Source organism: Leucobacter chromiireducens subsp. chromiireducens, from assembly GCF_016758255.1.
Classification (GTDB): domain Bacteria; phylum Actinomycetota; class Actinomycetes; order Actinomycetales; family Microbacteriaceae; genus Leucobacter; species Leucobacter chromiireducens.
In genome coordinates, this window is sequence record NZ_QYAD01000001.1 from 1,080,545 (window position 1) to 1,098,407 (window position 17,863).

The following is a 17,863-nucleotide window of genomic DNA, read 5'->3' on the forward strand; positions in this document are numbered from 1 at the left end:
GGCCCCCGCGTGCCGCCGCGCGGTGAGTTCCCCGGTCTGGAGCCGCTGCTCAGCCGGGATCAGGCACACTGAGCGCATGGCCCCCAACTCGAGCGCACACGTCAGCCGCAGGCTTCTCCTCGCGCTGCCCGCGGTCGCGGCGCTGGGCCTCGTGGCCTGCGCACCCGAGCCCGGCGGCGCGGGGAGCGGAGCGGCGCCCGGCGCCGGCGCGGATCCCGAGCCGATTCCCACCGCTGAGCCGGAGCCGAGCCCCGCCCCCGCGCAGCTGCTGGTCGCCTCGCTGGCGCACAGCGACGAGATTGCCGTGATTGATCCGGCCCGGGAGAACGACGCGGTGACGCAGCGCATCCGGGTGGGGGCAGCGCCGTGGGGCGTCGGAGCGCACACGGACGCTGCGGGCGCGACGACCGTGTATGCGGCAACCGCGGAGGGCCTTGCGGTCGTCGACCTCGGGGCCGGCGAGCGCGTGGCACTCGTCCCGTATGCACACCCGGCCCCGCGCATTGCGCAGGGGGAGTACCGCCCTGGTGGGCTGGGGCTCGCTGTATCGCCCGACGGTTCCCGCGTGTACGTCGCGGTGACCCTGGGCGAGGGGCCGGCCTGGCTCGAAGTCGTGGACACCGCGAGCCGCAGCGTGATCGAGAGCGTGCCCGTTGGGGTGCGCCCGTTCGACGTGCTCATCGCCCCCGACGGTGCGTGGGTCGCGTCGATCGACCACGACAGCTTCTCGGTGACCGTGGTGGATACCAGCTCGTTCGCTGCGACCACGCACGAGGTGGCGCCGTTCGGCACGGAGGGCGGGCTCGCATCTTGGGAGAAGGTGCACTACGGGGCGGTCGCCCCCGACGGCACGATCCTCCTCCCCGTGCAGGGACTCACCGTGGTGCGGCTCAACCCGAAGACGGGGGAGAGCACCGCGCTTGCGAGTTCGGCAAACTCGCACTCGCACGGCGCCGCGCTTGCTGACACCACGCTGCTCACCGTGGGAACCGGGGCGTTCGGCAACGCGGACGGGGGCGCGAACCTCTCGATCCTCGACACCTCGAGTGGCGCCGAGCGCATCGTGCCGCTCGACGTGCCCCACGAGACGGTCGCCGTGTGGCGTGCGGCGGACGGCGCGCAATTTGCCGCGGTCGCGGGCGGGAACACCCGTGATCTGGGGTGGGACGGCGTGACGCTCGTGGTGCTCAGCGCCGACGACGCTGCCACACCGCGCGAGATCCCCGTGCCCGGATACCCTCAGGCGATCATCGCGATTCCGTGAGCACGGCCCCGATCCCGATCGCGCAAGAAATGCGCCGCACGCGAAAGAATCGTGCGAATCACCGCATCAGGTGGGAGAATCGGGACATGAGCACACCAGGCCCCATGTCATCCTCGCGCCTCCCGCTGATGCCGGAGATCCCGAAGGGCGACATCGTCTCCACCTACGATCGCTACGAGGACGCGAAGCACGCGGTCGACGTGCTTGCGCGCGCCAGCTTCCCCGTGCAGCGCATCAGCATCGTCGGCAACGATGTGCGCAGCGTCGAGCGCGTCACAGGCCGACTGACGTACGGCCGCATCGCGCTCATGGGAGCGCTGTCGGGCGCGTACCTCGGTCTGTTCCTTGGCCTGCTGCTCTTCATCTTCCAGCCCGACAACTCGGCGATCCTGGGGGTGTTCCTCTCCGCCGTGGTGATCGGCGCGGGCTTCGGCATGCTCTTCGGTGTGTTGTCGTACGCGATGAACCGCAACCGCCGCGACTTCTCCTCCGTGATGCAGATGGTCGCCACGCGCTACGACCTGATCACTGAGCCGGAGCTTGTGCACCAGGCGCGTCAGGTCCTCACGGACTCGGTGCAGCAGCAGTAGCGCGCGACCGCGCTGCCCCGCGGCTGTGGGACAGCGCATCGCACCACCCGGAGTGACGCAGAGATGGATCTCGAGATTGGCCGCGGGCTGACGATTCCCGCGGCGGAACTGCGTTGGCGCTTCTCGCGCTCCTCCGGGCCGGGCGGTCAGCACGTCAACACCTCAGACAGCAGGGTTGAGCTGTTCTGGAGCGTCACCGATTCCGCTGCGCTGAGCGACGCACAGCGCGCTCGGCTTACCGAGCGCTTGGGCGCCCGCCTCGTGGGCGGCGTGCTCACGGTCGCGGCCTCGGAACGGCGGTCGCAGCTGCGCAATCGACAATCAGCGCGGGATCGCCTCGCGGGAATCATCGCCGATGCGCTCGCACCCGATGGGCCCGCGCGGCGCGCAACGAAGCCGACCCGGGGATCGCAGCGCCGCAGACTCGACGAGAAGGGGCGTCGCTCGCAGACAAAGCAGCAGCGCCGCCGGCCCACCGCCGAGTAAGCGCCGCTGCGCGGTAGAATCGCCTGATGCCTCCGCGTTCTCCTCTGCCGCAACGTCTCGGCCTGGATGCGGCCTGGATGCGCACGCCCGACTTCGATGCGACGAACCCGCAGCCGTGGCCCACCATGCGCGCGTGGCTCGTATCCCGGCTCGCGCAGCACATCGATGTCGACGCGTTTCTGGCGGACGAGCGCTTCGTGCGCCAATCTGGGGAACCGTTCTTCGCGGATGCCGAGTACCGGCCCAACACGTTCGTGTGGTTTTACCGGGATCTGCCCGAGGAGGCGCCGGTGCCGGGCGAGATCCGCGTGGTGCACCGCGACGAACGGATCGTGGTGATCGACAAGCCGCCGTTCCTCTCCTCGATTCCGCGCGGGAAGCACATTCGCGAGAGCGTCGTCGTGCGAATGCGCGATGAGTTGGGCCTCCCCGAACTCACTCCGATGCACCGGCTCGATCGGGTGACCTCTGGCCTGCTGCTCCTCGCCACCGAGAAGCGGTGGCGCGGGGCATACCAGAGCATGTTCATGCGCGGCGAGGTCGCGAAGACCTACCGTGCCGCTGCCGCGCTGCGGCCCGAGCTCGAACTACCGACCACGGTGGTGAACCACCTGCGCAAGGAGCACGGGACGTGGCAGGGCATGGTGGTTCCCGGTGCGGAGCCGAACGCGGAGTCGCTCGTCGAGCTCGAGCGCGAACTCGTGCCCGAGGAGGTGCACGCCGACTGGGGGAGCTCCCCGTCGGGCCGCTGGGGCGCCTACCGGCTGACGCCGCGCACCGGGAAGACGCACCAGTTGCGCCTGCACCTTTTGGGGCTCGGCATTCCGATGGCGGGCGATCCGCTCTACCCGGATGTGCTCGATGTCGCGGTGGACGACTTCAGTACCCCGCTGCAGTTGCTCGCGAGCGAGCTGACGTTCACCGACCCGGTGGACGGCACAGCCCGGGAGTTTACGAGCGACCGGCCATTCCCGCTCGCCCCGTCGTCTGCTCAAAGCCATTGACCTCGCGCCCGAGGTGCCGGTAGAGCCGCAGCATGGTCATGCGGTTCGTCACCGCGAGCTCGGGCACCAGCTGGGAGAGCGCGATCTCGGCGGTGACAAGGCCGCGCCGGTCGCGCGCACCGATCGCAACGATCGCGTTCGCCGGGCCCGTGGAGCTCGCGGCGAACTGCACGGCCGGCACCGAGACGAAGGCCTCGAGAGCGTCAGCGAGGCGGGGCGCGGGGAGCTGCAGAAACAACCAATTCACCGCAGGGTAGGGGTTGAACCGCTCCGACATGTCTGCGCGAAGCTGCAGCTGCCCCTGCTGGCGGAGCCGCGCGAGCGCGTCGGCGGCGCGCTGCCCGCTGACGCCCACGCGCGCGCCCAACTCGGTGACGGGCATGCGCACATCGTTCTGCAGGGCCTCCCGGATCGCCGTGGCGAGCGCAGGGTCAATTCGCTTCGCGGATGCCTCGCGTGCTGGTCGGGGTGCCGGAATGCGCGCGCACTGTGCCGCGCTGAGCGCCTGAATAGTCCAGTCCGAGCCCTCTTTCGCCACATCGCTCACGAGGTGCGAACGAACCGCGCGAATCTCGGGGATCGTGCCGATCTCCTCGAGGAGGAACCGGGCGAGCGCGTCTTCGTCGCGCGCAAACAGCGTGATGAAGAGATCGCACGCGCCCGTGGCGAGTTCGATCGAGGCCACCCCGGGGAGCTCCGCGATCGCTTGTGCCGCGGCGATGACCTGTCCGGGGAAGCTATCCACCTCGATGAGCGCGAGCGCGTCCAAGCGCTTGATGCCTTGCATGGCGCTCAGCCAGACCGCACCGCCATCGACGAGGCGCTGCCACCTGCGCGCCAGGGTGTGCGCGTCGACGCCGAGCACGCCGGAGAGCGCATTCCAACGCACGCGCGGGTCAATCTGTAGCGCGTGAATTATCTGGAAATCTAACTCATCAAGAGAAATATCTGTCATCTGCGACCCTCCAAATGCAGAGTACGCGCATTTCATCCAAAATCCTGCACGCTCTGTCAGAGTACCGATCCGTTCCCTCATTCACCACTGCACGTCAGGAAACGACCACATGACCATCGACAGCGCCGTCACCACCCACCTCCGCCTCGAGGGCAGAGCGCGGCTCCTCGTTCCCACGTTCCTCGCCGTCGAACTCTTCGCCGGACTCATCCAGGGCTGGATCATGCCGCTGCTCGGTGAGATCGCCCGTTTCCACGGGGTGCCAGCTGGCTCGATCAGCCTCTACTTCATGATCACGATGCTCACCTCGGCGATGTGTGTCCCGTTCTTCTCGATGCTCGCCGACCGCTACGGGAAGCGCGCCCTGCTCGTCATCGCGATCGCGCTCACCGCAGTCGGCAGCGCGATGATCGCCTTCGCGCCCTCGTTCGCATTCGTGCTGATCGGGGCCGCGGTGCAGGGACCGGTCGCCGCGTTCCTGCCCATCGAGATGGGAATCCTGAAGGAGCAGCGCCCCGCACAGGCGAACCGCATCGTGAGCGCCCTTGTGGGCACGCTGACGCTCGGCATCGCGCTCGGGAGCCTCTTGAGCGGCGCAATCATGGACGCAACGGGAGACCTTGCACTCACGCAGGCGATCCCCGCGATCCCACTCTTTCTGCTCGCCGCCGCCGTGCATTTCTGCCTGCCGCGCGACACCGGCAACCCCGAGAACACCGTCGACTGGCTCGGCGCAATTCTCTTCAGCGGCTCGCTCGGCGCACTCATGTACGGGCTCACCGCGGGCACCGAGCTCGGCTGGCTGCACCCCGTAACGCTCGCCGCGCTCATCGGCGGCGTGATCGGCGCGATCATCTTTGTCCTCGTGGAGTCCCGGGTGGCGTCGCCCCTGCTCGACTTCACCGTGCTGCGGCGCGTCAAGCTCGGCATCCCCATGATCCTCGGCTTCCTCATCGCCCTCACCGCGTTCGGCATGTCGACGCCCACGACGCTCTACCTCACCGCCCACCCGGGTGAGGTCGGCTACGGCACCGGCATGAGCACGGGGAACGCTGGCCTCATCGTCTCGCTCGTGTTCCTGTGCTCGAGTCTCGGCGCATTCGTCGCCCCACTCGCCGTCCGCGCGCTCGGCACCTCCCGCGCCGTTGCCGCGGCCGCATTCGTTTCGGCTGCGGCCCTCCTCCTCATGCTCACGGCCCCGGCATCGCCCGTGATCGTCACTCTGCTCCTCGCGCTGAACTCGTTCGCCTCATGGGTGGCGCTCGGCATCCTGCCCGGCGTGATCGTCGCGCGCGCCCCGCTCAACGTCGCGACCACCCTGTCAGGCCTCTACAACTGCCTGCGCTCGCTCGGCGGCTCGGTTGCGGGGGCGCTGGTTGCGGCGATCATGGCGACACTCGTGCTCGCCGAACAGAACGCGGACGGGGTGGCTGTGCCCGCGCTGAGCTCGTTCCAGGTGACGTGGGCGGTGTTCGCGGGCTGCCTGCTCCTCTCCGCCGCGCTCGCGCTCTTCCTCAGCCGCCGCCAGTCGGACCGCACCGAGGCCGTGATGACCGCGCCCGCAGAGCCGCTCGTCACGCCCTAGCGTTCGCGCAGCAGACCCCACTCCACCCGCGGGCCGGCGGCCGCCCCGTCGCCGGCCTGCCCACACCAGAAGGCAGCACCATGACCACCGCTTCATCCACCCAGCAGCGCGCAGAGCAAACAATCCGCCAGGCAAGCGACGCGCTCCTCGAACTCAGCCACGCGATCGGGGCGGACCCGGAACCCGGGTTCCAGGAGCACCGCGCGGCGGCGCGAGTCGCTGCCGCACTCGCCGAGGTCGGGTTCGATGTGCAGCTCGGCGCCTACGAGCTGCCCACCGCCATCCGCGCAAGCTACGGCACGGGCGAGGTGACGATCGCGGTGGTGGGCGAGTACGATGCCCTGCCCGGGGTGGGGCACGCCTGCGGCCACAACATCATCGCCGCGGCGGGTGTGGGGGCCGCGCTCGGCCTGCGCGAGGTCGCGGACGAGCTCGGCTGCCGCATCGTGTTCCTCGGCACCCCCGCGGAGGAGAACGGCGGCGGCAAAGTCATCATGCTCGAGCGGGGCGCCTGGGACGACGCGACGTTCTCCCTCATGGTGCACGCGGCCGGCGCAGGCCAGATCCGCACCGCGGGCGGCAGCAGCCAGGCGCTCGACTACTGCGAGGTCACGTTCCACGGCAAGCCCGCGCACGCCGCCTTCGCCCCGCAGGAGGGCATCAACGCGGGCAGCGCCGTGACACTCACTGAGGTGGGAATCGGGCTCCTCCGCCAGCACATGCCGAGCGATGTGGTCATCTCCTCGATCGCCACGACGGGCTCTGCGGTGAACGTCATTCCCGAGACCGCGACGATGCAGCTCGAAATCCGCGGCAACACCGCCGAGTCGTGGGACACCGCGAAGTCCCGGGTGCGCCAGGTCGTCGAGGGCGCTGCGCTCGCCGCAGGCTGCTCCGTCGATATCGCAGTGCCGACGCCGGGCTACGCGCCACTCCTGCAGGATCCCGATCTGTCGGAGTTCTTCGACGGCGCGCTCGCGGAGCTTCGCGGCGAGGACGCGACCGCGTGGGGCCCCGGGATGACGCTCGGCTCGACCGACATGGGTGACGTGTCGCGCTACCTGCCCGCGATCCACCCGATGATCGCGCTCGACGGCACCACCGCGACGCCGCACCAGCACGAGTTCGCGGCCGCAGTGGTATCGCCCGCGGGCGATGCTGCGGTGCTCAACGGTGCGATCGCGCTCGCGCGCACCGCGATCGCTGCGGTGGAGGATACCGAGGTGCGGGATCGGCTGCTCTCCACGCAGCGCGACCGCGCGCCCCACCCGCGCGGCCACTGGGCCGATGCGCCGCTGCCCGTGTAGGGGGATGGCGCGCACCGGAAGGTGCTCGCGGCTAGCCCGCGAGCACCTTCATGATGCGCTGCGCAGACACGGCCTCCGCGGTGCGCAACTGCTGCGCGAAGAGACTGACGCGCAGCTCCTCGATCAGCCAGCGCGCACGCACGAGGTGTTCCGGGGCATCCTCGGGGAGTGGGATCTTGCCGCCCGCCTGCGTGAACGCGCCGCGCACACGGTCCACCTCGTTCTGCCAGGCGCGATCCCGCCCCGGGTTTTCCGTGAGCGCGCGCATGCGCTGCTGGATGGCCTCGAGGTACACCGGAAGCCGCTCGAGCCGGTCGAGCCCCGTGTGCGACACGAAGCCGATCGTGTTCGTCGCCCACACGAGGCCATCGATCTGCTGCGCAGCATCGGCAACCTGACCGAGCACCTGGATCGACTTTGCCTGATCGATGGCCTTGCGCGCGAGCCTCGCACCGTCGAGCACGCGCGCCGTGAGTGCGATCGCCGCGTAGATGTCATCGATGAGCGTGCGCGCGTAGTCGTTCGCGAGCGAGTCGAAGATCTCCGCGCGCCACACGAGACCGTCGGGAGCGTGCCGGCGAATCACCCGGTCGGCTGCGGCGAGCGACACATCGGCGATGGCCTGGTCGAGCGAGCGGTAGGGCCCCGCACCCAGCAGCAGCTTCTCGTGGTTCGACAGGTGCGAGCGAATATAGCTGGCGGGCGAGGGCGAGCTGAGCGCGAGTAGCCGGCGGATGCCGCGTCGCGAGAGCCTCGCCTGCTCGGCCTCGTCGGCGACGAGCACCAGATCGACGCTCGTGCGCCGATCCACGATCGCGGGGTAGGCGCGCACCACGCCAGCTCCGCCCGCGCGGCCCTTCGCGTACGCGGTGTCGACGTGGCGGGGGAGGTCCCCGAACTCCCACGCCGTTGCACCGGTCTTTTCGAGTTCACTCTTCGGGAGCGCGGCCGCGGCGACCTTCGCGACGCCCTGCGTGGCGCGGTCCTTGTGCGCCGCCTGCAGCTCTGCGAGATCCTTCCCTGAGCCGATCGTGCGGCCGCGGGCATCGATCACGCGGAACGTGGGGGTGAGGTGCGCAGGCAGGCGCGATGGGTCGAAATCGGCGGCTGACACGGGCACGCTCGTGCGGCGGCGAATTTCGGTCGCGAGGAGCGCGGTGAGCTGCGGTGCCTCCCCGCCCGCGGGCACGGGCGCGTCGAGCTGGGGGGCCACGGTAGCGAGCAGGGTGCGCGCCCAGTCTGCCGCGGGCACCACGTGCTTGCGGATCGCCTTCGGGAGCGTCTTGATCAGCGCGGTGACGAGTTCGTGCCGGAGACCCGGAACCAGTTTCTCGAAGTCCGTTCCGTCGAGCCGGGGGAGGAGTGGCAGCGGCACGTTGACCGTCACCCCGTCATCCTCAGCCGTGGGGTCGAATCGGTAGCGCAGTTTCAGCGACTGGTCACCGTGCTGCCACTGGCGCGGATACTCGGCCTCATCGACCTCCTCGGCCTCATCCTCGATGAGATCGGTGCGGCTGAGGTGCAGGAAGTTCGGCTCGTGTCGACGCTTCTCCTTCCACCACCCCTCGAAATCCCGGGTGGAGGCGATGTCTGCAGGGATGCGCGCGTCGTAGAACTCGAACACGGCCTCGTCGTCGCCCACGATGTCGCGGCGGCGCGTGCGCTCCTCCAATTGCTCAAGTTCGCGGCGCAGCTGCCGGTTGGCGCGGTCGAAGGCCTGCGGTGAATCCCACTCGCCCTCGACGAGTGCATGCCTGATGAAGAGTTCTCGCGCGTGCGGTGCGTCGAAGCGCGACAGCTGCACGCGGCGCCGGTCCACGATCGGCACCCCGTAGAGCGTCACCCGCTCGTAGGCGACCGCCGCGCCCTGCTTCTTCTCCCAGTGGGGCTCGGACAGCTGCCGCTTCGCGAGCGGGCCAGCGAGCTCCTCGGCCCAGGCCGGATCCACCACCGCGTTCGAGCGCGCGAACAGCCGCGACGTCTCGACGAGCTCGACGCTCATCACCACCTCGGGCGGACGCTTCGACAGCACCGAACCCGGATACAGCACGAAGCGCGTGCCGCGGGAGCCCACGTACTCCTGTGCGGGCTTTCGCTTCACCGCGCCTGCGACGCCGCGGCCCTGCGGCACGGCGCGATCCTGTCGATCGTCGCGCACCCCGAGCTGCGAGAGCAGACCAGCGAGCACGGCGCGGTGGATCGCCTCGCTCGAGCCGCCCGTGACGCTTTGCGCGGCAGCGTCGGCATCGCTGCGCTTCACCCCGGCGATGCGCGCGATCTGCCGGTACAGATCCATCCACTCACGCACGCGCAGGAAGTTCAGGTACTCCGCCTTGCACATGCGGCGGAAGGCGCTCGACGAGCGCTCCCGCTGCTCCTTCTGCAGGTAGTTCCATAGGTTCAGCAGGGTCATCAGATCGCCCTGCGGATCAGTGAAGCGCGCGTGCAACTCATCCGCCCGCCCGCGTTCCGCCTGCGGGCGCTCGCGCACATCCTGAATCGTGAGCCCGGCGACAATGGCGAGCACCTCGGCGACCACGTCGTGACGCCGCGCCTCAACCACCATGCGCGCAAAGCGCGGTTCGATCGGTAGCCGCGCAAGCTCGCGCCCCACCTTCGTGATGCGGTGGGTGGCGCCCGAACGTTTCCCCTTCGCGCCGCGGCCGCGCTCGCCGCCGGTGTTCGCGGTGACCGCGCCGAGCTCAGTGAGGAGCCCCAAGCCATCGGCGATCCCGCGCTGGTCTGGGGGAGTGAGGAAGGGGAACCGGGCGATGTCCCCGAGGCCCAGTGAGAGCATCTGCAGGATCACCGAGGCGAGGCCGGTGCGCCGGATCTCGGGCTCCGTGAACTCGGGGCGACTCGCGAAGTCCTCTTCGCTGTAGAGCCGGATCGCGATGCCCGGGCTCGTACGGCCGGAGCGGCCGGATCGCTGGTTCGCGCTCGCCTGAGAGACCGCCTCGATGGGCAGGCGCTGCACCTTGCTCCGCGCGCTGTACCGCGAGATGCGCGCGGTGCCCGCGTCGACGACGTAGCGAATCCCGGGCACGGTGAGCGAGGTCTCGGCCACATTCGTTGCGAGCACGATGCGGCGGGCACCCGCGTGTGCGCCACTCGGCCGCTCGAACACGCGGTGCTGCTCGGCGGCGCTCAGCCGGCCGTACAGCGGCAGGATCTCGGTGCGTGCGGCGCGGCCAGACGCGCGCACGCGCCCGCCAAGCGCATCAGCGGCGTCGCGGATCTCTGCCTCTCCGGAGAGGAAGACGAGCACGTCGCCCGGCGGCTCCTTCGCGAGTTCGTCGACCGCATCGCCAATGGCGTCGAACAGATCGCGTTCAATCGTGCGGACCTTCGGAGCCCCGCCCTTCGGCTCGGGGACTTCGATTTGCTCGACGAGCGGCCGGTAGCGCAGCTCAACGGGGTAGGTGCGTCCCGACACCTCGATGATGGGGGCGGGCTGCTTCGTGCGCACGTCAGCGAAGTGCTTCGCAAACGATTCGGGATCAATCGTTGCTGAGGTGATGATCACCTTGAGGTCGGGTCTGCGCGGCAGCAGCGTCTGCAGGTAGCCGAGCAGAAAGTCGATGTTCAGGCTGCGCTCGTGCGCCTCATCAATGATGATCGTGTCGTAGGCAGAGAGATCTCGATCCCGATGGATCGCATTCAGCAGGATGCCGTCGGTCATGAGGCGGATCCGCGTGTCCGCTGAGACCTTATCCGTGAAGCGCACCTGGTAGCCGACGAGCCCGCCGAGCTCGGAACCGAGCTCCTCCGCGATGCGCTCAGCAATGGTGCGCGCGGCGATGCGGCGCGGCTGCGTGTGCGCGATCCGTTCACGGCCGAGCGCGAGCGCGATCTTGGGGAGCTGCGTGGTCTTACCGGAGCCCGTTTCGCCCGCGACAATGACCACCTGATGATCGCGGATCGCAGCCTCGATCTCGTCGCGCATTTGCGAGACCGGCAGATCCTCGGGGAAGTCGATGCGAAGCGCAGGAAGTGTCATGATCACACCATTATTTCAGGCCCAGCCTGCGGGTGGCTCCCCGGGCGTAGACTGCCGCATGTACGCATCACCGGATGGGAGATTTGATGACGACCGCACTGCCGATTCCGACCATTGAGCTGAACGACGGAAGCCAGATCCCGCAGGTGGGTCTTGGGGTGTTCCTTGTCGAGCCGGGCGAGACTGAACGAGTGGTTTCCGAAGCGCTCGAGGTGGGGTACCGCCACATCGACACCGCCGCGATCTACGGGAACGAGGCGGAGGTGGGTGCCGCAATCGCGAAGAGCGGGATCCCGCGCGACGAGCTCTACGTCACGACGAAGCTGTGGAACGACCGTCAGACCGATGCCCGCGCGGCACTCGAGGAGAGCCTCGAGAAGCTCGGTCTCGACAGCGTTGACCTCTACCTCGTGCACTGGCCGGTGCCGAGCCAGGACACATATGTGACCGCGTGGGAGCAGGTGCTCGACCTCCGCGAGGCGGGGCTCACCACCTCCGCTGGCGTCTCCAACCACGAGGTGGAGCACCTCACGCGCATCATCGAGGCAACCGGCGAGTTCCCCGCCGTGAACCAGATCGAGCTGCACCCCGAGCACCAGCGGCAGGAACTCACCGCGTTCTGCCGCGGCAACGGCATCGCGCTCGAGGCCTGGGGGCCGCTCGCGCAGGGCAAGAGTGACCTGCTGACGCAGCCGCGCCTGGTCGAGATCGCCGAGGCGCACGGCAAGTCCGTCGCGCAGGTGGTGCTCCGCTGGCACGTTGAGAACGGCACGATCATCTTCCCGAAGACGAGCCGCCGCGAGCGCATGGTCGAGAATGCCGCGCTGTTCGACTTCGAACTGACGGAGACCGAGCATGCGATCGTCACCGCGCTGGAGCACGGCCGTAACTACGGCCCCGACCCCCGCGAGTTCGGAAACAAGTGATGGCGGGCGGGGAGGCGCGTCGGCCGATCACCGTCACGGTGACGGGCGCCGGCGGGCAGATCGGCTACGCCGCGCTGTTCCGGATTGCCTCGGGTGCGATGCTCGGACCCGAGCAGCCCGTGGCGCTTCGCTTGCTTGAGATTCCGCAGGGGGTGCAGGCCGCTGAGGGCGCCGCGCTTGAGCTGGTCGACGGCGCCTTCCCGCTGCTCACCTCGGTCGACATCGCAACCGATGCCGCGGCGGGCTTTGCGGGCACGAACATCGCCCTGCTCGTGGGTTCGCGTCCGCGTACCGCTGGGATGGAGCGCGCGGATCTGCTGGCCGCAAACGGCGCGATTTTTGGGCCGCAGGGCCGCGCGATCAACGATCACGCGGCAGACGATGTGCGCGTGCTCGTGGTCGGTAATCCCGCGAACACGAACGCGCTCATCGCGCAGCGCAACGCGCCCGATGTGCCCGCGGAGCGCTTCACCGCGCTCACCCGGCTCGACCACAACCGCGCGGTGGGGTTGCTCGCCGAGCGCGCAGACGCGGCGGTGGCTGATGTCGCGGGTGTGACGATCTGGGGGAATCACTCGACCACGCAGTATCCAGACCTCAGTCACGCCACGGTCGCTGGGCGCCCCGCGCTTGACGCGGTCGGGGCTGAGTGGGGCCGCGGCGCCTACATTGAGCGGGTAGCCAACCGCGGCGCTGAGATCATCGAGGTGCGCGGCGGCTCGTCGGTTGCGTCGGCCGCGAACGCCGCGATCGATCATGTGCGCGACTGGGTGCTGGGCACCGACGCCTCGCCTGCATCTGGCGGGACGACGGGAGCCTGGACCTCCGCGGCACTGCCGTCGACCGGGCACTACGGCATCCCGGAAGGAATTATCGCTTCTGTTCCCGTGCGCTCCGCGGGGGACGCGGGCGGTGAGCCCGCGCGCTGGGAGGTCGTCGACGGCCTGGAGATCGACGCGTTCTCACGCGCGCGGATCGACGCCTCAGTCGCGGAGCTGGTCGCCGAACGCGATCAGGTGGAGGCGCTGGGACTGATCCCCAGCGAATAGCTCCGAACAGGATCGTGCGGGCGAGCCTATTCGCCCGCACGATCCACCGTTCTGCCCCCGCGAGGGGCTGCCGTTCCGAGAAAAGCCGCCTCTGGGCCACCGTCTCGTACTTCCTGGCCTCGCGCGCGCCCTAGGATAGAAGTATGTCCAAGGTTCTTTCTTCTCTTCCCGTGGGCGAGCGCGTCGGCATCGCCTTCTCCGGTGGTCTCGACACGTCGTGCGCGGTCGCGTGGATGCGCGAAAAGGGCGCCGTGCCCTGCACCTACACCGCTGATATCGGTCAGTACGACGAGCCCGACATTGACGGCGTTGCCGGTCGTGCGAAGGAGTACGGCGCCGAGATCGCCCGTCACGTCGACGCAAAGCGACCCCTTGTTGAGGAGGGCTTCGTTGCACTGCAGACCGGCGCATTCAACGTGCGCTCGGGCGGCAAGACGTACTTCAACACCACGCCGCTCGGCCGTGCCGTCACCGGCACGCTGCTCGTTCGCGCGATGAAGGAAGACGGCGTCGATATCTGGGGCGACGGCTCCACCTACAAGGGCAACGACATCGAGCGCTTCTACCGCTACGGCCTCATGGCCAACCCGGCGCTGCGCATCTACAAGCCGTGGCTCGACGCTGACTTCGTCACCGAGCTCGGCGGCCGTCACGAGATGAGCGAGTGGCTCGTTGAGCACGGCTACCCGTACCGCGACTCGACCGAGAAGGCGTACTCGACCGACGCGAACATCTGGGGCGCGACGCACGAGGCGAAGACGCTCGAGTTCCTGAACGCTGGCCTTGACGTGGTGGAGCCCATCATGGGTGTCGCCGCATGGCGTGACGACGTTGAGGTTGCCACCGAGGAGGTGTCGGTGCGCTTTGAGGCGGGCCGCCCCGTCGCGATCAACGGTGTCGAGTACTCCGACCCCGTCGCGCTCGTGTTCGAGGCAAACGCCATTGGTGGTCGCCACGGTCTCGGCGTCTCCGACCAGATCGAGAACCGCATCATCGAGGCGAAGTCGCGTGGCATCTACGAGGCTCCCGGCATGGCGCTGCTCCACATCACGTACGAGCGGCTCGTCAACGCCATCCACAACGAGGACACCCTCGCGAGCTACCACACCGATGGTCGCCGCCTCGGTCGCCTGATGTACGAGGGCCGCTGGCTCGACCCGCAGGCGCTCATGCTGCGCGAGTCGCTGCAGCGCTGGGTCGGTTCCGCGGTTACGGGTGAGGTCACCCTGCGCCTGCGTCGCGGTGACGACTACACCATCCTCAACACTGAGGGCCCGAACCTCAGCTACCACCCCGAGAAGCTCTCCATGGAGCGCACCGTGGGTGCAGCGTTCGGCCCCGAGGACCGGATCGGCCAGCTCACCATGCGCAACCTCGACATCGCCGACTCGCGTCAGCGCCTCGAGCAGTACGCGCAGATGGGCATGGTTGGCGGCGCGGTTGCTGACCTCGTGGGCGAGCTCGAGAAGGGCGGCGCTGCCGAGATCGCGGACGCCGTGACCGGCATCAGCGAGGAGGGCGACGTGCTCGGCCTCTCCGCCGCGTTCGACGCCGGCACCGACTAAGCACCCCGGCCCGGAATTCGGGCCGACCTGGGCATCGAAGCGCCCCCGCACTATTCTTGGTGCGGGGGCGCTTCGCTGTGTGCAGCGCGCCCATGCCCGCGACACCGAGATTTGAGAGCCGTGACCCCCATGACTACGTTGAGCGCGTTGACTGAATTGGCCGTCGTCCCTGCGGCCGTCATGTCCGAGACACCGAGCCCGAACCCGCTGCTGCCGACGGGGTACGACATCGCGTTCTCGGCTATCGCGGTGGCGTTCCTCAGCCTCGCGGTGTGGGCGCTCGTGCTGCTCGTGAAGCGGCAGGACGAGGTGTCGCTCACGGAGTTCTTCCTATGGATTGCCGTGATCCTGATGTTCCCGTTCTTTGGTGCCGGCGTGTACCTGCTCGCGCGCGGACGCCGGCGTCGCGAGGCCCCGGCGCAGCAGGCCGAGCCCGCGCTCGCCGAGCCCACCACTTCCGCGCAAGGGTAGCTTCGCTGCGCGCGGGTAGGGCACACCGTGAAGTTCCCTGCCCCCGTCCAGGGAAGCCAACCGTGTCGCCGCGCTGATCACGCTGTGGGGCCGGTAGCGCCGTAGAGCTGTCGTTGAGCAGCCGTGGAAACGCAGCAGGTCCCGGCACTCCGAGGGAGTACCGGGACCTGCTGCGTGCAGCGCGGGGCTGCGAGTCTCGCGCGCTGAAGGCTAGGAGGCGCGGCGTGCGCGAGCAGCGCGGCGCTTCAGCGCGCGACGCTCATCCTCGCTCAGGCCACCCCACACGCCGGAATCCTGGCCGGTGTCCATGGCGTACTGGAGGCACATCTCGGTGACGGTGCAGCGGGCGCAGACCGACTTGGCGCGCTCGATCTGCTCAACTGCCGGGCCAGTGTTTCCGACCGGGAAGAAAAGCTCGGGGTCCACTGTGAGGCACGCGGCCTGTTCACGCCAATCCATGATGATCTCCTTATGTGCAACGCTGGGCGCACGAATTCGAAAGAGACCGGATAGCCTAGAATTCGCGCCACCGTAACCTGAATACGTGGCTGAGAATGCTCACGTCGGTGTGCGCGAAACTCGACGGAATATATAGTTCCACGGAAATGAATGCAAATCAATAGTCAATTTGCAATCACTGAGAAAGAGAGCCGAAATGAACGCGACACCCGCTGATCACCTCCCGACACGGGCCGGGTGGGTCGCGCTCCGAATTGTGCTGCTGCTCGAGGTGGTGGGTGGCGCCTGGCTGCTCTGGAACGTCGTCGTTGGGTTCTTTGCGTCGGCGGGAGAACCGCTCGGCAGCCGGCTCAGCCTGCTTCTCGCGGTCGTGATCTGGTGGGTGTGGATCGCGGCGACCGCGTGGGGTGCGTGGAAGCACCGCGCGAGCTGGGTGCGCGGCTCTGCCATCACCATTCATGTGCTGTTGTTCGCAGCGGCGACGGGCATCCTCCAGGGGCTGCTCGGACCGCAGACGGTGCTCGGCCTCGAATTGCTGGTGCTTGCGCTCGCCGGATTCGTTGCCGCGGTGCTCGCAAAGCCAGACGCCCCCGCTGAGCCGCAGGGCTAGCGAGGGCGTCACGCCGGCGGGAGCGCCGCGGTTAGGCCGCGGTGATCCCGAGCAGCTTGAGCACACGGGCGACGTGCCCGGTTGCCTTGATGTTGTAGAGCGCGTGCTCGATGCGTCCCTGCTCGTCGATGACGAAGGTGGAGCGAATCACACCCTCGATGATGCGGCCGTAGCTGTTCTTCTCCCCGTATGCGCCGTACGCGCGGTGCACGCTCGTGTCGGGGTCGCTGAGCAGCGGGTACTCGAGGCCATCGCGATCCGCGAAGCGACGCTGGCGCTCGACCTCGTCGCGTGACAGGCCGAGCACCCGGTAGCCGGCCGAGGCGAGCGGGGCAACGGACTCCTGGAACTCGCACGCCTCCCTCGTGCACGCGGGGGTCATCGCCTGCGGATACACGAAGAGCACGACCTTCTCGCCGCGGTAGTCGGCGAGGGAGCGGGTCACCCCATCTTGGTCAGGGAGTGCGAAGTCGGGTGCGGGCTGGCCGGGCTCGAGGATCACGCGTTCAGTCATGTCCCCAGCCTAGCGAGCTACTTCAGGAGGCGGCGGAGTGACTCCACGCGCAGCGCACCGAGCTCGTCGAGACGGCCGTCGGCGATTGCCGCGTCGAGCTCGCAGTCGGGGGCGTCCTCCTGGTGCGTGCAGCCGCGCGGGCAGCGCTCGATGAGCTCCGCGAGATCGGTGAAGCCGCGCAGAATGCCGTCGCTCGTCACGTGCCCGAGCCCGAACGAGCGCACACCCGGGGTGTCGATGACCCAGCCGGTCTCGCCCCCCGCTGCGCCCGGAGTCGCCGCACGCAGCGCCACCGACGACGACGAGGTATGCCGACCGCGCCCCGTGACCTCGTTGACGTGACCGGTCGCGCGCTCTGCCTCCGGCACGAGCGCGTTGATGAGGGTTGACTTGCCGACCCCCGAGTGGCCCACGAATACGGTGGTCTTCCCTGCAAGCTCCGCGCGAATCTCGGCGAGTGGCTCAGCGCCGCGAGCGGAGCGGAAGACGGGAACCTCCAGCGCGGCGAAGTGCGCGAGAAACGGATCGGGATCCGCGAGGTCCACCTTCGTGATGCACAGGAGCGGCTGAATCCCAGCATCGTAGGCAGCGACGAGGTAGCGATCCACGAGACGCACACGCGGTTCTGGGTTCGCGGCGGCGATGACGATGAGCATCTGGTCGGCGTTCGCGACCATGACCCGCTCAACGGTGTCGCTGTCGTCTGCGCTTCTGCGGAGGAGAGTGCGGCGCTCGTCAAGGCCGACGATGCGCGCAAGGCTGCCCTCGTCCCCACTCGTGTCACCGACAAGTTGCGCGCGATCGCCGATGACGATCGGGGTGCGGCGGAGCTCACGCGCCCGCGCGGCCACGATCTCGCGCTCGCGCGGGTCTTCGGGGTCGGCGCCCGCGGGCACGAGCACCGCGTAGCGACCGCGGTCCACGCCCGTCACCATGCCGACGATCGCGTCGTCGTGGTCGGGTCGACGCTTGGTGCGCGGCCGATTCGCTTTCGGATTTGGGCGTTCACGCACACGGTGGTCTGCGTACTCGCCGTACGGCACATCCTCGTCGTCGTCAGGGAGCAACCAGCTCACGT

16 protein-coding genes are annotated in these 17,863 nt (G+C 68.8%); 11 read left to right on the forward strand and 5 right to left on the reverse strand.

The window, feature by feature from the left end; all coding sequences use genetic code 11:
* Positions 1 to 76: 76 nt before the first annotated feature.
* The 4 genes from D3226_RS05085 to D3226_RS05100 all read left to right on the forward strand — a co-directional run bounded on the left by D3226_RS05085 (position 77) and on the right by D3226_RS05100 (position 3,344).
* A complete protein-coding gene (locus D3226_RS05085; RefSeq protein WP_202381270.1) occupies positions 77 to 1,264 on the forward strand; it encodes a YncE family protein in 1,188 nt (395 codons plus the stop codon).
* Between the two features lie 86 nt (positions 1,265 to 1,350).
* Positions 1,351 to 1,854 carry a YflT domain-containing protein gene (locus D3226_RS05090; RefSeq protein WP_237462243.1) on the forward strand — a complete coding sequence of 168 codons (504 nt, stop codon included), beginning with the start codon at positions 1,351 to 1,353 and terminating at the stop codon, positions 1,852 to 1,854.
* A gap of 63 nt (positions 1,855 to 1,917) precedes the next feature.
* A complete protein-coding gene (gene arfB / locus D3226_RS05095; RefSeq protein WP_202381271.1) occupies positions 1,918 to 2,340 on the forward strand; it encodes an alternative ribosome rescue aminoacyl-tRNA hydrolase ArfB in 423 nt (140 codons plus the stop codon).
* A 26-nt stretch (positions 2,341 to 2,366) separates the two neighbouring features.
* Entirely contained in the window at positions 2,367 to 3,344 is a 978-nt protein-coding gene (locus tag D3226_RS05100; RefSeq protein ID WP_202381272.1) for a pseudouridine synthase, read from the forward strand.
* Here D3226_RS05100 and D3226_RS05105 read toward each other — a convergent pair.
* Positions 3,292 to 4,299 (reverse strand): Lrp/AsnC family transcriptional regulator, encoded by a 1,008-nt coding sequence (locus tag D3226_RS05105; RefSeq protein WP_202381273.1) that lies wholly within the window; start codon positions 4,297 to 4,299, stop codon positions 3,292 to 3,294. The two genes, D3226_RS05100 and D3226_RS05105, sit on opposite strands and share 53 nt — an antisense overlap.
* A gap of 109 nt (positions 4,300 to 4,408) precedes the next feature.
* Here D3226_RS05105 and D3226_RS05110 point away from each other — a divergent pair, with 109 nt between their 5' ends.
* Entirely contained in the window at positions 4,409 to 5,884 is a 1,476-nt protein-coding gene (locus D3226_RS05110) for an MFS transporter (RefSeq protein ID WP_202381274.1), read from the forward strand.
* A gap of 80 nt (positions 5,885 to 5,964) precedes the next feature.
* Positions 5,965 to 7,191 carry a M20 family metallopeptidase gene (locus D3226_RS05115; protein ID WP_202381275.1) on the forward strand — a complete coding sequence of 409 codons (1,227 nt, stop codon included), beginning with the start codon at positions 5,965 to 5,967 and terminating at the stop codon, positions 7,189 to 7,191.
* Between the two features lie 31 nt (positions 7,192 to 7,222).
* Here the strand turns inward: D3226_RS05115 and hrpA are convergent, their stop codons facing one another.
* Positions 7,223 to 11,191, reverse strand: a complete 3,969-nt coding sequence (hrpA, locus tag D3226_RS05120) for an ATP-dependent RNA helicase HrpA (protein WP_202381276.1) — start codon at positions 11,189 to 11,191, stop codon at positions 7,223 to 7,225.
* Between the two features lie 86 nt (positions 11,192 to 11,277).
* Here hrpA and D3226_RS05125 point away from each other — a divergent pair, with 86 nt between their 5' ends.
* The 4 genes from D3226_RS05125 to D3226_RS05140 all read left to right on the forward strand — a co-directional run bounded on the left by D3226_RS05125 (position 11,278) and on the right by D3226_RS05140 (position 15,202).
* Positions 11,278 to 12,117: an aldo/keto reductase gene (locus D3226_RS05125; RefSeq protein WP_202381277.1), complete on the forward strand. Its 840-nt coding sequence runs from the start codon at positions 11,278 to 11,280 to the stop codon at positions 12,115 to 12,117.
* On the forward strand, positions 12,117 to 13,166 hold the full coding sequence (locus tag D3226_RS05130; protein ID WP_202381278.1) for a malate dehydrogenase: 1,050 nt from the start codon (positions 12,117 to 12,119) through the stop codon (positions 13,164 to 13,166). Before D3226_RS05125 ends, D3226_RS05130 begins: the two co-directional genes overlap by 1 nt.
* Before the next feature lie 143 nt (positions 13,167 to 13,309).
* Complete coding sequence (gene argG, locus D3226_RS05135) at positions 13,310 to 14,731, forward strand: argininosuccinate synthase (protein WP_202381279.1); 1,422 nt, start codon at positions 13,310 to 13,312, stop codon at positions 14,729 to 14,731.
* A gap of 129 nt (positions 14,732 to 14,860) precedes the next feature.
* Positions 14,861 to 15,202: a PLD nuclease N-terminal domain-containing protein gene (locus tag D3226_RS05140; RefSeq protein ID WP_237462480.1), complete on the forward strand. Its 342-nt coding sequence runs from the start codon at positions 14,861 to 14,863 to the stop codon at positions 15,200 to 15,202.
* A gap of 210 nt (positions 15,203 to 15,412) precedes the next feature.
* On the opposite strand, the gene D3226_RS05145 is transcribed toward D3226_RS05140, so the two are convergent.
* The gene (locus D3226_RS05145) at positions 15,413 to 15,661 is read right to left on the reverse strand and encodes a WhiB family transcriptional regulator (protein WP_010156721.1); all 249 of its coding nucleotides are present in this window, start codon (positions 15,659 to 15,661) and stop codon (positions 15,413 to 15,415) included.
* Between the two features lie 196 nt (positions 15,662 to 15,857).
* On the opposite strand from D3226_RS05145, the gene D3226_RS05150 reads away from it, so the two are divergent.
* Positions 15,858 to 16,271, forward strand: a complete 414-nt coding sequence (locus tag D3226_RS05150) for a hypothetical protein (RefSeq protein ID WP_202381281.1) — start codon at positions 15,858 to 15,860, stop codon at positions 16,269 to 16,271.
* 31 nt (positions 16,272 to 16,302) lie between these two features.
* Here D3226_RS05150 and bcp read toward each other — a convergent pair whose 3' ends face one another.
* The gene (gene bcp, locus D3226_RS05155; protein ID WP_202381282.1) at positions 16,303 to 16,785 is read right to left on the reverse strand and encodes a thioredoxin-dependent thiol peroxidase; all 483 of its coding nucleotides are present in this window, start codon (positions 16,783 to 16,785) and stop codon (positions 16,303 to 16,305) included.
* Between the two features lie 17 nt (positions 16,786 to 16,802).
* Positions 16,803 to 17,861, reverse strand: coding sequence for a ribosome small subunit-dependent GTPase A (rsgA, locus tag D3226_RS05160; protein ID WP_202381283.1), 1,059 nt, complete (start codon positions 17,859 to 17,861; stop codon positions 16,803 to 16,805).
* Between the last annotated feature and the right edge of the window lie 2 nt (positions 17,862 to 17,863).